We start from the raw sequence: 14633 nt of genomic DNA on the forward strand, positions 1-14633 counted from the left end.
GTGGGCGATGTAGACCAATTGTGCCAAGGCTGCTTCCACTTTTACTTCCGAAACGCTTCTAATTTCGCTTCATTGCACGCCAGCTCTGCGTCGTAGGCTAGCCGTGGCGTCCCCGGCAGAATCACGGAGTTTCTTCCCGAACCTATAGTCGTCGGCCGGACTCGGTATGTTGGCAATCTCATTCCGCTTCGCCAAGAAATTGCGCCATGTTACTCCGATAGCGGTTCTGAAATTTGACGGCGCGAAATATTGCTGTGCGCGATCAGCCAGTTGCCTTACGAGACAATGGCGTTGCTTCGGCGGCAGCCTGCGCGGCGAACGGATTACCCGACTGCTTTCTCCACCTTGTTCCGCAAGGTACCGATTTTCCCGATCTGGACCTCGCAGATGTCGCCAGCTTTCATAAAAATCGGCGGCGTGCGGGAGAAGCCCACACCAGATGGTGTGCCAGTGGCAATGACATCGCCCGGTTTTAACGGTATGAGCGCTGACGCATAAGCGATGATTTGCGCGACACCAAAGATCAGGTGGCGAGTATTGCTGTCCTGAAGGGTCTTACCATTGAGCAAAAGCTTGATGTCAAGGCAACTCGGATCGGGGATCTCGTCTGCCGTGACAAGCCACGGACCGAGGCCACCGGTTTGCCAGAAATTCTTGCCTGAGGTGACCTGGCTCGAATGATATTGCCAGTCGCGCACGCTGCCGTCGTTGAAGCAGGTATATCCGGCGACATGGCGCAATGCGTCGGCTTCGTCGATATAGCGCCCACCTTTTCCGATGACCACGGCCAGTTCTGCTTCGTAGTCGAATTCGTCCGATACCTTCGGTATCTGCAAAGGTTGATCATGCCCGACCAGCGATTCCGGAAAGCGGGGAAACAGCGATGGATGCTTCGGTTTCGGGCGTACGATGCCGGCATCCTGGACCTCCTTCAAATGGTCCGCATAGTTGACGCCGACACAATAGAAATGGGGGCTCTGGTGCAAATTACGGGCGCGAGCGAAACGCGGCGTATTCACCGTTACTTCATCGTGCTGAGAGGACCGCCTTCCAAACAGCAGGCGCAGCGGTATCTTTGAGAGGCAGCTTTGTGAGGTTTAACTGACCTTTGCGAATGCGATGCATCAATTCGATGCCGGAGATCGTAACGGCTGCATTCCTGAAGCGTTTGAAGCCGAGCATCGCGTTGACCCTGGACTTGATATTGCGATGATCCTGCTCGATCAAGTTGTTCAAGTACTTCGACGATCGCAACGTCGTGTCCTCGGGCAGCAACCCGTCAGTCTTCATTTCTCGCACCGCGCGGTGAGACGCCGCGTAGCCGTCCAGCGTGATGGTCTTCGGAGCGCGCCCTTGACTCTTGATCGCCTTCGCGAAGAAGGCCTTGGCCGCGGCGACATCGCGCTTGGCGCTAAGCCTGAAATCGACAGTCTTTCCTGCCCGGTCAACTGCACGGTAGAGATAGACCCATTTGCCACGGACCTTCACATACGTCTCGTCGACTCTCCACGACCGACCGGCTGCCGTAGCAAAGCGATCCCAGCGCTTGACGAACTCCGGCGTGAACCGCTTGACCCAGCGCATGATCGTCGTGTGCGCAATCGACAGGCCGCGCTCGGCCATCATTTCGACAAGGTCTCGAAGGCTGAGCTTGTAACGCAGGTACCAACGCACACACAGGACGATGACTTCGCGGTCAAAGTGACGGCCGTCGAACAGCCGGTCAATGTCTATCTGCTTACTCATTGCGTGCTCGCGATCGTCAAAACCCGAGCGTAACCTACCGGCTCCTCCGATTTGCACCAGAGCCCCGGGCAGCACCTTGCACCTTGACGAGATGTTCGTGACACTGCGCGGCGAGCCGTATCTGTTGTGGCGTGCGGTCGACGAGCATGGCGCCGAGCTCGACGTGCTGGTACAAAAGCGGCGCGACAAGGCCGCGGCCAAGCGCTTCTTCCGGCGGGTGCTGCGATCAAACCCGGTGCCGCACAAGATCGTTACCGATCAACTGCGCAGCTATCCGGCGGCGAAGGCTGATATTCCTGAACTCGCTCAGGTGAAGTACGTCTTTGTCAAAGCGGCTGCTCGCGTGAACAACCGCGCCGAGAATAGCCACCAGCCAACCCGCAGGCGCGAACGCCAGATGTGCGACTTTCGCGACGCGCGGCGCACGCAAGCGTTTCTCTCATGCTTCGGCCCGATCCGGCAGCACTTCGCGTTGCCCAGACATCAGATGAGCGCGGCATGTCATCGCGCCATACTAAAAGAACGCCTCGCCAGATGGCATGACTGGACTGTCTCAACCGCAGCCAACCGAGTTATCTGATAAGGATAACTACTCTCGAGACAGACACGTAGCCTACGCTCGTCAACTTGACCGTGCCCTTGCTCTGCACACCCGCTGTGCTTCTCGGAACCGCTGTTGGCATGACCCTCTACAAGCGGCTGTCAGACAATCATTTCGCTCGCGCCGTGAACTTGCTAATGATCGCCTCGGGGATCAGCTACTTCGCGTAGTCGAGCCGGAAGCGGGCTTTTCGCTTCGGGCAACGGGTACCGGGCCAATTTGCCGGGTTCTGTTCATGTTGGCGTCGCCGCAACAATCAGTGCACCTTCAAAACGTATCACGCTGTGATCTAGCCAACTTCCGCCAGTCAGGCTGCCACCGCATGAATGGCAGTGCCGGGCCTGAACCTGGGAAGCAGGATTTTCAGCCGGTAGTCGAACTCCGTTATCAGATGCGTAGCTTTTTTGTGAGCGTCCCCGAGCGAGCCACGCGAAGAATTCGATGACGATAGACACGTGCGGCGATCAGATGAGTGCCGACCAACTTGTTCCAAAGGGCGGCAGATTCAATGTGGTCAATGAGATATCTCGTGGCGGCGGACGTCTGGGGATGCCCCGATTACCGCACGGCAAGTTATCAATGCCTTCGCAACGGTTTCAGATGATCAGGTGCAAGGTGCGGGAGTTCGATTTTTTGGCGTTCGATTGACCATAAAACGCAACTAACGGTCAATGTCTACGTTTTCCCATCCGACCGCTGCTATGCAGCGGCAACTGGGCTTCCAATAAAAGGCCGAGGTTCGCGCTTGCAGAGCCGGTCGGCACAAACTTCGATTCGGCGTCGTAGGTAGAATTTGTCTTTCTAGGATATTGAGAGGTTTCAATCAGCAGACACGCGGCAATGCGGTTGCATCCAGCAGCGGGCGCAGAAATCCGGATTGTCGATGCGAAGGCTGTCGCACCCGTTGCTGGCAGGACTGAGGAGGAGGGTACACATCCTTGATGACCGTGTGCCGTCGGGATCTCGTGCGCTTCAGAAGCAATTGCCGCCTCGACGGTGACCGTTGATAATCGGTGTAATCCGTCGGCAGTTGCCGCACCCATGTTTCGCAGGACTGTATGACCGAAGTGTCTTTCACCACCGCTGACTATATCGCCTGGCTCACCGGCCTCAAGTCCCGCGTCGAGGAGGCGCGGCAGCGTGCCGCGTTATCGGTCAACCGGGAGCTGGTATCGCTGTACTGGCAGATAGGCCGCGAGATTCTTGAGCGGCAGCGGCGGCAGGGGTGGGGCGCGAAGGTCGTCGACCAGCTGGCGCGCGATCTGCGCCTGGCGTTTCCGGACATGCGCGGGTTTTCTCCGCGGAACCTGAAGTACATGCGTACGCTGGCCGAGGCTTGGCCCGGCGATGAATTTGTGCAACAGCCTGTTGCACAATTGCCGTGGTCCCATGTGGTCACGTTGCTGGACAAGCTGAAGGCGCCCGAAGCACGCGAGTGGTATGCCGCCAAATCGATCGAACACGGCTGGTCTCGCAATGTGCTGGTGATGCAGATCGAGAATCGCCTGCAGGAACGCCAGGGCAACGCGGTGACCAATTTCCCCAATCGCTTGCCTCCGCCCCAGTCCGATCTCGCCCGCGACGCGCTCAAGGATCCGTACATCTTCGATTTTCTTGGCCTGACCGAAAACGCCCAGGAAAGGGACATCGAGAACGCGCTTACCCGGCACATCACGCGCTTCCTGCTCGAACTTGGCGCCGGCTTCGCGTTCGTCGCACGGCAATACAGGCTCGAGGTGGCAGGCGATGAGTTCTTCATTGACCTGCTGTTTTACCATCTGAAGCTGCGGTGTTACGTCGTGGTCGAGCTGAAGGCGACGCCGTTCAAGCCTGAATATGCTGGTCAGCTCAACTTCTATCTGTCGGCGGTCGACGCGCAGGTGAAGGCGCCAGACGACCAGCCGACGATAGGACTGCTGCTCTGCAAGGAGAACAATCGACTTGTCGCCGAGTACGCGCTGCGCGGCATTGCCAATCCGATGGGCGTCGCTGAATACCAGTTGCTGCGCGACATTCCTGCGCCGCTCATGCCTGACCTGCCGTCGATTGAGCAGATCGAGGCGGAACTCGGACCGGATGAAGGATCTGAACTACCCGAATAGCAATAAAATGGACTATCGAGTCACCTACGAACACAGTCTGGCAGCCGCACCGGACGATTTCATCGTACACGTTCCTTCGCAGATGATCGGCGGGGTGCCCGCCACTGTGCCCCGGGCATTGCTGCCCGAGTTCGTCACAAGCCTGATCCTTGAACGGTCGCCGTCGATCGGTCGCATCCGCAATTTACGAATTCTTTCGTAGACTCCTCGGGCCTGCCGCGGCATGAAACTTCGTTGTACGCGCACTCCTCGGGGCGTTTCCTTTTACACGTGGTAGCCTGCCTCTGAGTAGTCGTTTAACGATCGGAGATTGACATTCGAGTCAGGCAGTCAGTCTGCGCATAGCCTCGCCTGACATTGGTTCTACCGCCATCACGCCAGTAAGAGAATAGCTCTATTCGCAGTCTCCGTAACCGTGAAAAAGACAACCAATCCCGCATGGGCCGATATCAAGGGCCAGCTTTCAGCGTTCGATCGTGCCGGCTTGCTGCGCCTTGTCCAGGACCTGTGCGCTGCGAGCAAGGATAACCAGGCGTTCCTGCACGCCCGCTTCGGGATAGGCGACGATGTCCTGAAGCCTTACAAGAGCATAATAGGCAGGTGCCTGTGGCCGGATGTTTTCAAGAATCAAACCCCGTCGGTCTCGAAGGCGAAGCAAGCGATCTCGGACTACAGGAAGGCGATCGGACGGCCAGAGGGACTGGCGGAGCTCCAGGTCTTTTATTGCGAGCGGGCCGCCGGTTTTTTGCGATGACATCGGGATGGACGACGAAGCCTTCCTCGCGGCGCTGGTGCGCATGTATGAACAGGCGCTGAAGTCGGCGGTCGCCCTGCCACACGGTGAACGCGATGCTCTTGTCGCGCGGCTCGACTCAGTACGCCGCGTCAGCTGCAACTTCGGTTACGAGGTCAGCGACGACATGAACATGTTTTTTGCGGAGTACGTCTCCGATGACCGCTGATCGCGAGGTGGAGCAGTTGCGCGCGGAAAACGCCCGGCTCGTAGCACTGCTCGCGTCGCATGGAATTGACGCGACACCCCCGGATGTCGCTGCGCACACGGTTGAGCCCTCTCCATTGACCACGGATGAGAAGATCGCGCTTTTCAGGCGCATCTTCCAGGGGCGAACCGATGTATATCCGATACGGTGGGAAAGTAAGGCCGGCAAGTCAGGTTATTCGCCAGCGTGTGCGAACGAATGGCGCGCCGGGGTCTGCGAGAAACCGCGCATCAAGTGTTCGGACTGCGGCAACCGGCTGCTTATTCCGCTATCCGACGATGTGATATACGACCATCTTGCCGGCCGTCACACTGTCGGTGTCTACCCGCTGATGGCCGATGACACCTGCCACTTTCTCGCCGTGGATTTCGATGACGCAGACTGGCGAGACGATGCGCGCGCTTTCGTTCGGTCTTGCCGGGAGCTGGATGTCCCGGCGGCACTGGAAGTCTCGCGCTCGGGAAACGGTGCGCACGCATGGATTTTCTTTCAATCGAGGGTCCCGGCCCGGGACGCGCGCCGCCTGGGCACGGCAATTATCAGTCACACCTGTGCGCGGACGCGTCAGCTGAAGCTGACTTCCTATGATCGGCTTTTTCCCAATCAGGACTCGATGCCCAAAGGCGGATTCGGGAATCTGATTGCGTTGCCCCTGCAAAAGAAGCCCCGTGAGCAGGGCAATAGCGTCTTTGTAGATGACACGTTGCAGCCGTACGCGGATCAGTGGGCATTCCTCGCGGCACTCCAGCCTCTTCCCCCCGAGCAGATCGAATCGGCCATCCTTCGTTGCACCGGAGGGGCACACCCGCTCGACGTGGCGTTCACCACTGACGACGATCAGGCAGAGCCGTGGCGGACGCCGTCCCTGGTCCGGAACAAGCTGCCGGGTCCGATGCCGAAGTCGCTGTCGGTTACCCTGGCGAATCTTGTGTACCTTGAAAAGGAGCAGATCCCGCAGTCACTGCTAAACCGGCTGATTCGATTGGCCGCTTTTCCGAACCCGGAGTTCTTCAAGGCACAGGCGATGCGTTTTCCTGTTTGGGACAAGCCACGTGTAATCGGTTGCGCGGAGAACTATCCAAGGCACATCGGATTGCCACGAGGCTGTCTGGATGCTGCGAAGGATCTGCTGCGCGAAAACGAAATCGACTGCGAGGTTCATGATGAACGCATTCCGGGCGAGCCGCTCGATGTGTCGTTCGCCGGCACGCTTCGCCTTGATCAGGAAGCCGCCGTGTCGGCGATGCTGCGCTACGACACCGGCGTGCTCTGTGCGCCTACCGCGTTCGGCAAAACTGTAACGGCGGCGGCATTGATCGCCCGCCGCGGTGTCAATACGTTGGTGCTGGTCCATCGTACCGAGTTGCTGAAGCAATGGCAGGAAAGGCTACAGGCATTCCTGGGCGTCGGAAAAGGAATGATTGGCACTATTGGCGGCGGGAAGGCGAGGCCAACCGGGAAGATCGATATTGCCGTCATGCAATCCCTGTCACGTCAGGGCGAGACGGGCGGGCTGGTCGAGAACTATGGGCACGTCATCGTCGACGAGTGCCATCATCTTTCAGCCGTGTCATTCGAGGCACTGCTGAAACGGGTCAAGGCCAGATACGTGCTCGGTCTGACGGCGACACCGATACGGCGAGATGGCCAGCACGCGATCATCTTCATGCAGTGCGGGCCGATTCGATTTACCGCGGCCAGACCCGACACGGCACCTCACGATCTGGAAGTTGTGTCACAGATTCGATCGGCGCGGATAGAGCTACCCGACGACGCAGGGATTCAGGATGTCTTCCGTCATATCGCGGGCGATGCCGACCGGACAGAGGCGATTGCGAATGAAGTTGAAGTGGCTTTCTCGAATGGTCGAAAAATTCTCGTGTTGACTGAACGCACCGACCATCTGGAGGCCATTGCGCAAGCACTGGCGGGGAAGGTTGAAAAGTTTTTTACGCTGCACGGCCGCATGTCAAAGAAGCAGCGCGCTCTGGCGATTGACGCGCTGAACGCGCTGCAGACAGATAGTCCGCGAGTGTTGCTGGCGACCGGGAAGCTGGTCGGCGAGGGGTTTGATCACCCGGCGCTCGACACGCTGATACTCGCTATGCCAATCTCCTGGAAAGGCACACTTCAGCAGTACGCAGGCCGCCTTCATCGGGAGCACGCGACAAAGACGGATGTCCGGATCACAGATATTGTCGATGTCGGACATCCGGCATTGCAGAGAATGTGGGAGAAGCGGCAACGCGGCTATCGCGCCATGGGCTACAGAATCACCGACGGTGCTTAAACCATATCCACCATCGCAGAGATGACGTGTTGCGCTTTGACCGGCGCGGATCAGACGGCGAGATCCTGCGTCCGTACGCGGGCCACAAGGATTGCGGCCGATGGGTCGTGCGACTCTATCTGCCATTCCCGCAGTCGTCCAGCGATATGCCCAAGCGTGATTTCACCGCGTTACCAGTCAATACGGCAGCCGACTTGCGCGCAAGGGCCGATCGGCAACCTGCGGGATTGACTACCCTATGGCTCCGGTGGAGCGAGCTTGGAGCGGCCAGTCGGTTTGCGAAGGACGTGCAGGAAAGGCTGCTTCGCACCTAATGTTTCAGTGCAGAGGTCGCGAAGCGTACGGCGCTGACTTCAATAACGTGCGGCTCGAACCCGTCCAGATGATCGATTGTGCCGGAGAGGTGGGTTTTTCAGCTGGTTAAGACCGCCGGTCTTCTCGCTCGCCTGCGCCATTTGCATCACAGCCCCCTAGCGCGGTTGGGAGCTCGTTAGTCCAGTTCACGCGGCTTTGAGCGGATGCTCTTTCAGGTAGGTTCGCAGGGCGTCGTTCATGCGGGTCTGCCAGCCGTCGCCAGTCGCGCGGAACGCTTCGAGCACGTCAGCGTCGTAGCGAACACTAACCTGTTCTTTCGGGTTTTCCTTCGGGGGACGACCCATGCGTCGCGTCGCACCAAGTGGCTTCAATTCGGCAATCTCACGCGCGCTCAGTTCGTACGTGTCAGGGTCGGCGGCGATGCCGCGATTGATTGCCGCGTCTTCATCAGGCGTCGGCGGGATGAGCTTACGATTCTTGAACATCACGGACCTCTCTGCGGTTTGCCTTACGCAGGCTGATAATGTGCATGGTCTCGCCACGCTGCGTGAACACAACGCAGTACAGGCGATCCTGGATCACGGCGTAGCCGATCTCGCGCAGCTCGAAATAGTCTCTGCGGTTGTCGGGCCGTGCTATCACGTCGGACCAGTCGATCTCGCTCGCAAGGACGAGAGACACGCCGTGCTTGCGGACATTGCTGGCGTCTTTGGCGGGATCGAATGTAACTTCCATGCTACTTATTGTAGATGCAAAAAGTCATGGACGCAAGTACTTTCCGCATCTACACAAAATATGCCACTTACGATGACATAACATAATTCATTTTTCGTGAACGCTTTAGTTCAAGTTCCCAGCTGTCGGTTGCGACCCGCTTGTCTGTAATTCGCCACTTGAACACGTAGGTCGGACCAGCGCGCTGCATCGCCCGTGGCCTGCGAGGCGGGCGATGCAGGAGAGGGCGGCGCATTCATGGCGACCAATGAATGGTGTCGAACTGCAGCGTATTTTGTTGAAGGGCAAATCGAGCCCCGATGACAGATCACGAGCGGCCCAGCCTGATTCAGGACTTTGCATAAAACTGAATTTAGTCTATATTCGGTCTAAATGAGGCGGCAAACGGAGGATCAGACATGCGCCTGGCAGACCACGTAAAGCCAATCAGCTACCTGAAAAGCGACGCAGCGCAGATCGTCAAGGATTTGACGGCTTCTGGCGAGCCACTGCTTATCACGCAGAATGGCGAAGCAAAGCTCGTCGTTCAGGACGTGCAAAGCTATGAGGACACCCAGCAAACGCTGGCGCTGCTCAAAATTCTGGCCTTGGGCCAGAAGGACATCGAACAGGGGAAATTCAAGGATGCCGACGAGTTTCTCACCGAACTCGACGACCTTGATCGGAAGGAGCAAATCCGCTGATGGGGCAGACGAAGTCCAAGCTCCTGGTTCTCGACGAGGCGCAGGAGGATGCGAAGGATTTGCGTCGCTACATCCTCAAAAGCTTCGGTGCCGAAACGTGGAAGCAGACGTCCGCGGATTTGGCTGTCACGTTTGGCAATATCCGGCAGTTCCCGCAGAGCGGTTATGTCCCGGCTGAGCTTGCAGATTTCGGCGGTCTGAATTTCCGGGAAGCATTGAGCGGCCAGAACCGGGTTATATATGAGGTGCGCGACGACACGATTTACATTCACGTCGTCACCGATACGCGCCGTGATCTACGAACGCTTCTCCAGAAACGACTCTTGCGTTCCCGCTGGTAAATTCAGCCTTATTGGTGTTTTCACGCTGTAGTGCCGGACCACTCGCCAGATGGTGGCACACGCTTGCTCCCGAAAAAGCTCACCATAACGAGGAATGTTGACTTCCAATACGCAACTAACCGTCTATCCCGATTACGTACACCACAGAACCCAAACCCGTCTACAACACAACGGGCGCCTCAAAAATAACGAGCCCGTATGTCGCCTGGCGATTATCGATAACGGACACCTGGTGAGGCTGAACCGTTGCGTCATTGACGATCGCGCTGCTTTCAACTTCTGAATGATTTATCGCTGAGCGGCGCAGGACAAATACAAAGACCGCGAATGACATTGTCGAGGTACGTCATGGAAGTTCTTGATCGCGCGCCCGCCGTCTCGCCGGACGGACGCGCCGTGGTTTTCATGCTGTCGATCCGCGGCCGCGAGGTCAAAGGCGCAATTGCGCGTGACGCACTCGAAGAGCATTTCTGGCTACCGCGTAGCGCCGACGCGACGCGCACACTCAGAACGTTTGAAAACGGTCGCAACCGCATCGTCGCGGTCGCCCAAAGAAAGTTACTTGCGCGACCCGACCAACCGCTGCGGCTGACCGTCAACGACTTCGTGTTCCGGTAACCGACCGTCGGCTGACGGTGACCGTCGTGTCGATGTGCATCTGACAAACAAAGTAAAAAGCACGCCCGTGCTTTTGTTGATAATTAGGATTATGTCAAATACCACTTCCTACCGCGCTATCGCCACTGGCGAAAACGCGCCGTTCAACGAAGGCATGGCAGCTGACGCGGGATTTCCCCCCGTCCATCAGCGGCCGGTGCGCTGATACCTCAACTCCCTCTGGCTGCGGATGGCAGCCACCAGTACAACGTCCAACTCGGCTATGAAGCGATACAACGCAAGATAGCCATGCGCTCCATTTGAGATGACCAGTTCACGCATTGCGCTGGCGCCTCTAACAGGTCGTCCAATCTGCGGACTTGACTGGAGGATGTCTAGCGCACGAACGATATCATCAATGCGTTTTGCGGCGCTCTCCGGCGCGTATTCAAAAAGAAAGTCAAAAATCCGGTCGAAATCTTCGCGGACTTCAGGTGCCAGAACTATTCGCGCCATCGCTTGACCTTCGGTATTCCCGGGTCTCGCCCTGCAGCTTTTTCGCTCAAATAGTCGCGCATATCAGCCCACTCAACTCCGCGGCCATTCTCCAGCATGTTTGCCAGACGGTCGTTTCCCTCCTTGAGAAACTCGTGCCGCAGCTCTTCACTGGCGACTCGCTCAATAATTGCCTCTAACATGAAGCTGTGCGCCGTTGTGCCCGATTCTTCGGCAAGCTTCGAAACCCGCTCGCGTAGGTCCGGCGGCAACCGGAGAGTGGTAGTGGACATAGGAATCTCCAAATGTGTCACAACTGTGCTACATCGTACTCTTTTCATGGTTAGGTGTGTATAGGTGGCCGCAATCCCAGCGACTGAAACATTAAATAATTGGGGGCAAATTATGTTATGTCAAATTAAAAACGATAGAGCGGCAAAACCCACTGGAGCGGACCACCCCGACAGGCGCTCACGGGACGGCGAGGTCCTCAACGACCTTTGAGGCGCTTGTGCCGTCGACCCTCGCCTGGCGCGATGTGAAGCATCGACAGGCGGCGAGCTGAAGTTGCACGTGCCGGACGATCGTCCATGCGTTTACCACTTTGCGTCGCCGCAATACCTAATTGACCTTAATCTGGTCTTGAGCCTCACAGGCGCTCGAACACCGCGGCGATCCCTTGGCCGCCGCCAATGCACATCGTCACGAGCGCGTAGCGTCCGCCGATGCGCTGCAGTTCGTAGATTGCCTTGGTGGCGAGGAAAGCGCCTGAGCAGCCGATCGGATGACCCAGCGCGATCGCACCGCCATTGGGGTTGGTCTTCTCCATGTCGAGTTCGAGAGCGCGCGCCACAGCGATGGCCTGCGCCGCGAACGCTTCATTGCTCTCGATCACGTCCATCCGCTCGAGCGTAAGGCCGCATTTCTTGAGCGCCAACTTCGTGGCGGGGATCGGGCCTTCACCCATGATCTCGTTGGGCACGCCAGCCACCGCGTAGGACACCAGGCGGGCGATCGGCTTGTGGCCCGCCGCCGCAGCCACAGCCGCGTCGGCGAGCACGAAAAAGGCCGCGCCATCATTGATGCCCGAGGCGTTCCCCGCGGTCACCGATCCGTCCTTCTTAAACGCGGGCTTCATCTTGGCCAGCGTCTCCATCGTCGTGCCAGGCTTTACGTGCTCGTCGGTGTCGAAGATCACCTCGCCCTTCCTCGTCTGCCTGACGATGGGGACGATCTGCGATTTGAAGCGCCCTTCGGCGATCGCCAGCGCTGCTCGGCGGTGCGACTCCACCGCCAACGCATCCTGCTGCTCGCGCGTGATATCCCATTTCGTAACCAGGTTCTCGGCGGTGACCCCCATGTGGCCCACACCGAAGGGGTCAGTCAATGTGGCGACCATGGTGTCGATCAGTTTGGTGTCGCCCATGCGTGCGCCGCTGCGCATTGCGGTGGACAGGTAGCCGCCGCGACTCATCACCTCTACCCCTCCGCCGACGCCGTAGTCGCAATCACCGAGCAGGATGTTCTGCGCTGTCGTCACGATGGCCTGCAGGCCGGACGAACATAGGCGATTCACTGACATCGCCACCGAATCCATAGGTAGCCCGGCCTGGATGGCCGCTACGCGCGCCACGTAAGCGAAGCGGCTCTCGGTGGGAATCGTGTTGCCAACGGTCACGTAATTGATCGCCGTCGGATCAACGCCGGAGCGCGTGACTGCCTCCTTCATCACAGTGCCGGCCAGTTCTGCCGGTTCAATGTCGGCGAGGGATCCTCCGAAAGTTCCGATCGCCGACCGGGCTGCACCCAGAACCACTACATCACGCTTGCTCACGATTACTCTCCTTGCGATTGAATGGTGAAAATTGACCCGTGGACTTATCAAGATGTTACGCCTCCGGGATTGCTCCGGACACCCCTGCCACTCAATGGGTCAATGAATCGGCCCCGCGCTCGAAGGCTCCGGTGCAAATAGGGGATCCGATCGAGGTGTTTCGTATAGCTAAGGATATCTTATCGAGCCGACAGGACGGCATTCCACATAGCGGCCGCAGCGGTATCTTTGAGGCTTAGCTTCACGATTGAGAATGCGATGCATCAACTCAATGCCTGCCAGAGTGATCTGGCGCTCCTGAAGCGTTTGAAGCCAAGCATGACGTTCGTTCTGGACTTGACGTTACGATAATCCCGCTCGATGAGATTATTCAAATACTTCGAGGTTCGGACCTTCGTATCCTCCGGCAGCAAGCCGTCGGCCTTCATCTCGCCCACGGCGCGGTGCGAGGCTGCATAGGCGTCGAGCGTGATCGTTTCCCGCGGCTGGCCTTGATGTTTGATTGCCTTCCTGAAAAAGGCTTTGGCCGCGGCCACGTCATGCCTGGCGCTGAGCAAGAAGCCCGCGGTCTGCCCTGCCCGATCCACCGCTCGATAAAGGTAGACCCACTCGCCGCGAATCTTCAGGTAGGTCTCGTCGACACGCCACGACGTCCCGTAGGTGTGCCCAAACGGTTCCAACGTTTGACGAACTCCGGCGTATAACGCTTCACCCAACGCAGAATCGTCGTGTAAGCCAGCGACAAGCCCCGCTCGGTCACCATCTCCACCAAGTCGCGCAGGCTGGGCTTATAGCGCAGGTACCATCGCACGCAAAGAATGATCACATCGCGCTCAAAGTGACGCCCCGCGAACAGATCCTCCATACTCTCGAGCTTGCTCATCGTCGGGTCTCCAATCGGTCAGCTTGACACTTTAACCGAGTCTCCAACACAATTTGCACCAGGGCCCTCTTTGCCGACCCACCAATTGAATCGTCCTATTCGAGAGCGGAAAGCCAGCCGGCCACGGCGCGGCCAATTTCATCGGGTGAATCTTCCTGTATGAAATGCAACCCTTTGACAGTGACCTCGGTCTGGTTGGGCCAACTGCGACAAAACTCACGTTGAGCACCCACAAGAATTGAACCTGGCTCTGCGTTGATGAATAGCTTCGGTACTTGGGATTGCCGCAACCAATCCGCGTACAACTGGACAACTGCAACCATGTGAGAGGGCTCACCGGCGATAGGGAGCAACCGGGGCCAGTTCAGCATGGTTTGACGGTCGGCTTCGATCACGAAAGGCGCGTAGTAGTGCCACAGTTCTTCGATACTCAATTCACGCAACACGGACCCGGGAAGGACACGCTCGATAAAGAGGTTACGTCGCAGAATCAGTTCCTCGCCATTCGGCGAACGAAATCCCTGAAAGATTTCTCGGGCCTTTTCCGGCCAGTCATCCCAAGAGGCCCATGGTGCGACAATGCTCTCCATATAGACGAGCCCTCTCACCCTGTCCGGATGCAAGCGTGCCCAGTGAAAACCTAGTGCGCTGCCCCAGTCGTGAAGTACCAGCGTCACCCGCGTGTCCGCGTCTAGTTCCGACAGCATCGCATCCAAATACGAGAATGCACGCTCGAAGCTGTACCGTGCAGCCCCCTCCGAGGCCGGAAGTTTGTCCGAATCACCGTGACCTATCAGATCGGGTGCGATGACTCTGCCCTTGCTCGCTATACGCGGAATGATATTCCGCCACAGATAACTAGAGGTCGGATTTCCGTGCAACAGAACGATAGGAGGACCTGATCCGGCCTCCAAATACGCCAATCTGCGCCCAGCAATGTCACAAAACTTCCGCTCCACGAGTGGCACAATCGTTTCCGCCATTCAACAGCGCTCCGTCAGAAAGCCCGA

The 14633-nt window shown here is 57.9% G+C and carries 16 protein-coding genes and 2 pseudogenes; 9 read left to right on the forward strand and 9 right to left on the reverse strand.

Annotation, left to right across the window (positions count from 1 at the left end; all coding sequences use genetic code 11):
• Window positions 1–323: 323 nt before the first annotated feature.
• Both M0D64_RS34075 and M0D64_RS34080 read right to left on the reverse strand, forming a co-directional pair.
• Window positions 324–1019 carry a fumarylacetoacetate hydrolase family protein gene (locus M0D64_RS34075; protein WP_266261038.1) on the reverse strand — a complete coding sequence of 232 codons (696 nt, stop codon included), beginning with the start codon at window positions 1017–1019 and terminating at the stop codon, window positions 324–326.
• A 7-nt stretch (window positions 1020–1026) separates the two neighbouring features.
• Window positions 1027–1746 (reverse strand): IS6 family transposase, encoded by a 720-nt coding sequence (locus M0D64_RS34080; RefSeq protein ID WP_266261039.1) that lies wholly within the window; start codon window positions 1744–1746, stop codon window positions 1027–1029.
• A gap of 64 nt (window positions 1747–1810) precedes the next feature.
• On the opposite strand from M0D64_RS34080, the pseudogene M0D64_RS34085 reads away from it, so the two are divergent.
• From M0D64_RS34085 to M0D64_RS34110, 6 genes and pseudogenes are all read left to right on the forward strand, one after another.
• Window positions 1811–2326, forward strand: a pseudogene (locus M0D64_RS34085) (transposase); the annotation flags it as partial.
• A 1079-nt stretch (window positions 2327–3405) separates the two neighbouring features.
• Entirely contained in the window at window positions 3406–4449 is a 1044-nt protein-coding gene (locus M0D64_RS34090) for a YhcG family protein (RefSeq protein ID WP_266261040.1), read from the forward strand.
• A 7-nt stretch (window positions 4450–4456) separates the two neighbouring features.
• Window positions 4457–4651: a hypothetical protein gene (locus tag M0D64_RS34095; protein WP_266261079.1), complete on the forward strand. Its 195-nt coding sequence runs from the start codon at window positions 4457–4459 to the stop codon at window positions 4649–4651.
• Window positions 4652–4864: 213 nt separating this feature from the next.
• Window positions 4865–5203, forward strand: a complete 339-nt coding sequence (locus M0D64_RS34100; RefSeq protein ID WP_266261041.1) for a hypothetical protein — start codon at window positions 4865–4867, stop codon at window positions 5201–5203.
• Window positions 5204–5210: 7 nt separating this feature from the next.
• Window positions 5211–5411, forward strand: coding sequence for a hypothetical protein (locus M0D64_RS34105; protein WP_266261042.1), 201 nt, complete (start codon window positions 5211–5213; stop codon window positions 5409–5411).
• A complete protein-coding gene (locus M0D64_RS34110) occupies window positions 5401–7740 on the forward strand; it encodes a DEAD/DEAH box helicase family protein (RefSeq protein WP_266261043.1) in 2340 nt (779 codons plus the stop codon). Before M0D64_RS34105 ends, M0D64_RS34110 begins: the two co-directional genes overlap by 11 nt.
• A 500-nt stretch (window positions 7741–8240) precedes the next feature.
• Here the strand turns inward: M0D64_RS34110 and M0D64_RS34115 are convergent, their stop codons facing one another.
• The gene (locus M0D64_RS34115) at window positions 8241–8540 is read right to left on the reverse strand and encodes a BrnA antitoxin family protein (RefSeq protein WP_266261044.1); all 300 of its coding nucleotides are present in this window, start codon (window positions 8538–8540) and stop codon (window positions 8241–8243) included.
• Window positions 8524–8790: a BrnT family toxin gene (locus tag M0D64_RS34120; protein WP_266261045.1), complete on the reverse strand. Its 267-nt coding sequence runs from the start codon at window positions 8788–8790 to the stop codon at window positions 8524–8526. The genes M0D64_RS34115 and M0D64_RS34120 overlap by 17 nt, the downstream gene beginning before the upstream one ends.
• 398 nt (window positions 8791–9188) lie before the next feature.
• On the opposite strand from M0D64_RS34120, the gene M0D64_RS34125 reads away from it, so the two are divergent.
• The 3 genes from M0D64_RS34125 (at window position 9189) to M0D64_RS34135 (ending at window position 10432) form a co-directional block, all read left to right on the forward strand.
• On the forward strand, window positions 9189–9473 hold the full coding sequence (locus tag M0D64_RS34125) for a type II toxin-antitoxin system Phd/YefM family antitoxin (protein WP_211607566.1): 285 nt from the start codon (window positions 9189–9191) through the stop codon (window positions 9471–9473).
• Window positions 9473–9814: a type II toxin-antitoxin system RelE/ParE family toxin gene (locus tag M0D64_RS34130; RefSeq protein WP_266261046.1), complete on the forward strand. Its 342-nt coding sequence runs from the start codon at window positions 9473–9475 to the stop codon at window positions 9812–9814. Before M0D64_RS34125 ends, M0D64_RS34130 begins: the two co-directional genes overlap by 1 nt.
• Before the next feature lie 348 nt (window positions 9815–10162).
• The gene (locus tag M0D64_RS34135; protein WP_266261047.1) at window positions 10163–10432 is read left to right on the forward strand and encodes a DUF1488 family protein; all 270 of its coding nucleotides are present in this window, start codon (window positions 10163–10165) and stop codon (window positions 10430–10432) included.
• A gap of 186 nt (window positions 10433–10618) precedes the next feature.
• On the opposite strand, the gene M0D64_RS34140 is transcribed toward M0D64_RS34135, so the two are convergent.
• From M0D64_RS34140 to M0D64_RS34160, 5 genes and pseudogenes are all read right to left on the reverse strand, one after another.
• Window positions 10619–10927 carry a type II toxin-antitoxin system RelE/ParE family toxin gene (locus M0D64_RS34140; protein WP_266261048.1) on the reverse strand — a complete coding sequence of 103 codons (309 nt, stop codon included), beginning with the start codon at window positions 10925–10927 and terminating at the stop codon, window positions 10619–10621.
• A complete protein-coding gene (locus tag M0D64_RS34145) occupies window positions 10915–11199 on the reverse strand; it encodes a CopG family ribbon-helix-helix protein (RefSeq protein WP_266261049.1) in 285 nt (94 codons plus the stop codon). Before M0D64_RS34145 ends, M0D64_RS34140 begins: the two co-directional genes overlap by 13 nt.
• 356 nt (window positions 11200–11555) lie before the next feature.
• Window positions 11556–12740 (reverse strand): acetyl-CoA C-acyltransferase family protein, encoded by a 1185-nt coding sequence (locus M0D64_RS34150; protein WP_266261050.1) that lies wholly within the window; start codon window positions 12738–12740, stop codon window positions 11556–11558.
• A gap of 179 nt (window positions 12741–12919) precedes the next feature.
• Window positions 12920–13623: pseudogene (locus M0D64_RS34155) on the reverse strand (IS6 family transposase).
• A 95-nt stretch (window positions 13624–13718) separates the two neighbouring features.
• Complete coding sequence (locus tag M0D64_RS34160; protein ID WP_266261051.1) at window positions 13719–14606, reverse strand: haloalkane dehalogenase; 888 nt, start codon at window positions 14604–14606, stop codon at window positions 13719–13721.
• Between the last annotated feature and the right edge of the window lie 27 nt (window positions 14607–14633).

Origin of the sequence: Paraburkholderia sp. WS6 (assembly GCF_030464835.1) — a bacterium.
Lineage (GTDB): Bacteria > Pseudomonadota > Gammaproteobacteria > Burkholderiales > Burkholderiaceae > Paraburkholderia > Paraburkholderia madseniana.

Coding starts and splice junctions, on each gene's coding strand:
- M0D64_RS34140 (WP_266261048.1), bottom strand. CDS start 10,927: ATGGCGCGAATAGTTCTGGCACCTGAAGTCCGCGAAGATTTCGACCGG.
- M0D64_RS34160 (WP_266261051.1), bottom strand. CDS start 14,606: ATGGCGGAAACGATTGTGCCACTCGTGGAGCGGAAGTTTTGTGACATT.
- M0D64_RS34145 (WP_266261049.1), bottom strand. CDS start 11,199: ATGTCCACTACCACTCTCCGGTTGCCGCCGGACCTACGCGAGCGGGTT.
- M0D64_RS34130 (WP_266261046.1), top strand. CDS start 9,473: ATGGGGCAGACGAAGTCCAAGCTCCTGGTTCTCGACGAGGCGCAGGAG.
- M0D64_RS34120 (WP_266261045.1), bottom strand. CDS start 8,790: ATGGAAGTTACATTCGATCCCGCCAAAGACGCCAGCAATGTCCGCAAG.
- M0D64_RS34090 (WP_266261040.1), top strand. CDS start 3,406: ATGACCGAAGTGTCTTTCACCACCGCTGACTATATCGCCTGGCTCACC.
- M0D64_RS34115 (WP_266261044.1), bottom strand. CDS start 8,540: ATGTTCAAGAATCGTAAGCTCATCCCGCCGACGCCTGATGAAGACGCG.
- M0D64_RS34095 (WP_266261079.1), top strand. CDS start 4,457: ATGGACTATCGAGTCACCTACGAACACAGTCTGGCAGCCGCACCGGAC.
- M0D64_RS34105 (WP_266261042.1), top strand. CDS start 5,211: ATGGACGACGAAGCCTTCCTCGCGGCGCTGGTGCGCATGTATGAACAG.
- M0D64_RS34125 (WP_211607566.1), top strand. CDS start 9,189: ATGCGCCTGGCAGACCACGTAAAGCCAATCAGCTACCTGAAAAGCGAC.
- M0D64_RS34135 (WP_266261047.1), top strand. CDS start 10,163: ATGGAAGTTCTTGATCGCGCGCCCGCCGTCTCGCCGGACGGACGCGCC.
- M0D64_RS34080 (WP_266261039.1), bottom strand. CDS start 1,746: ATGAGTAAGCAGATAGACATTGACCGGCTGTTCGACGGCCGTCACTTT.
- M0D64_RS34110 (WP_266261043.1), top strand. CDS start 5,401: ATGACCGCTGATCGCGAGGTGGAGCAGTTGCGCGCGGAAAACGCCCGG.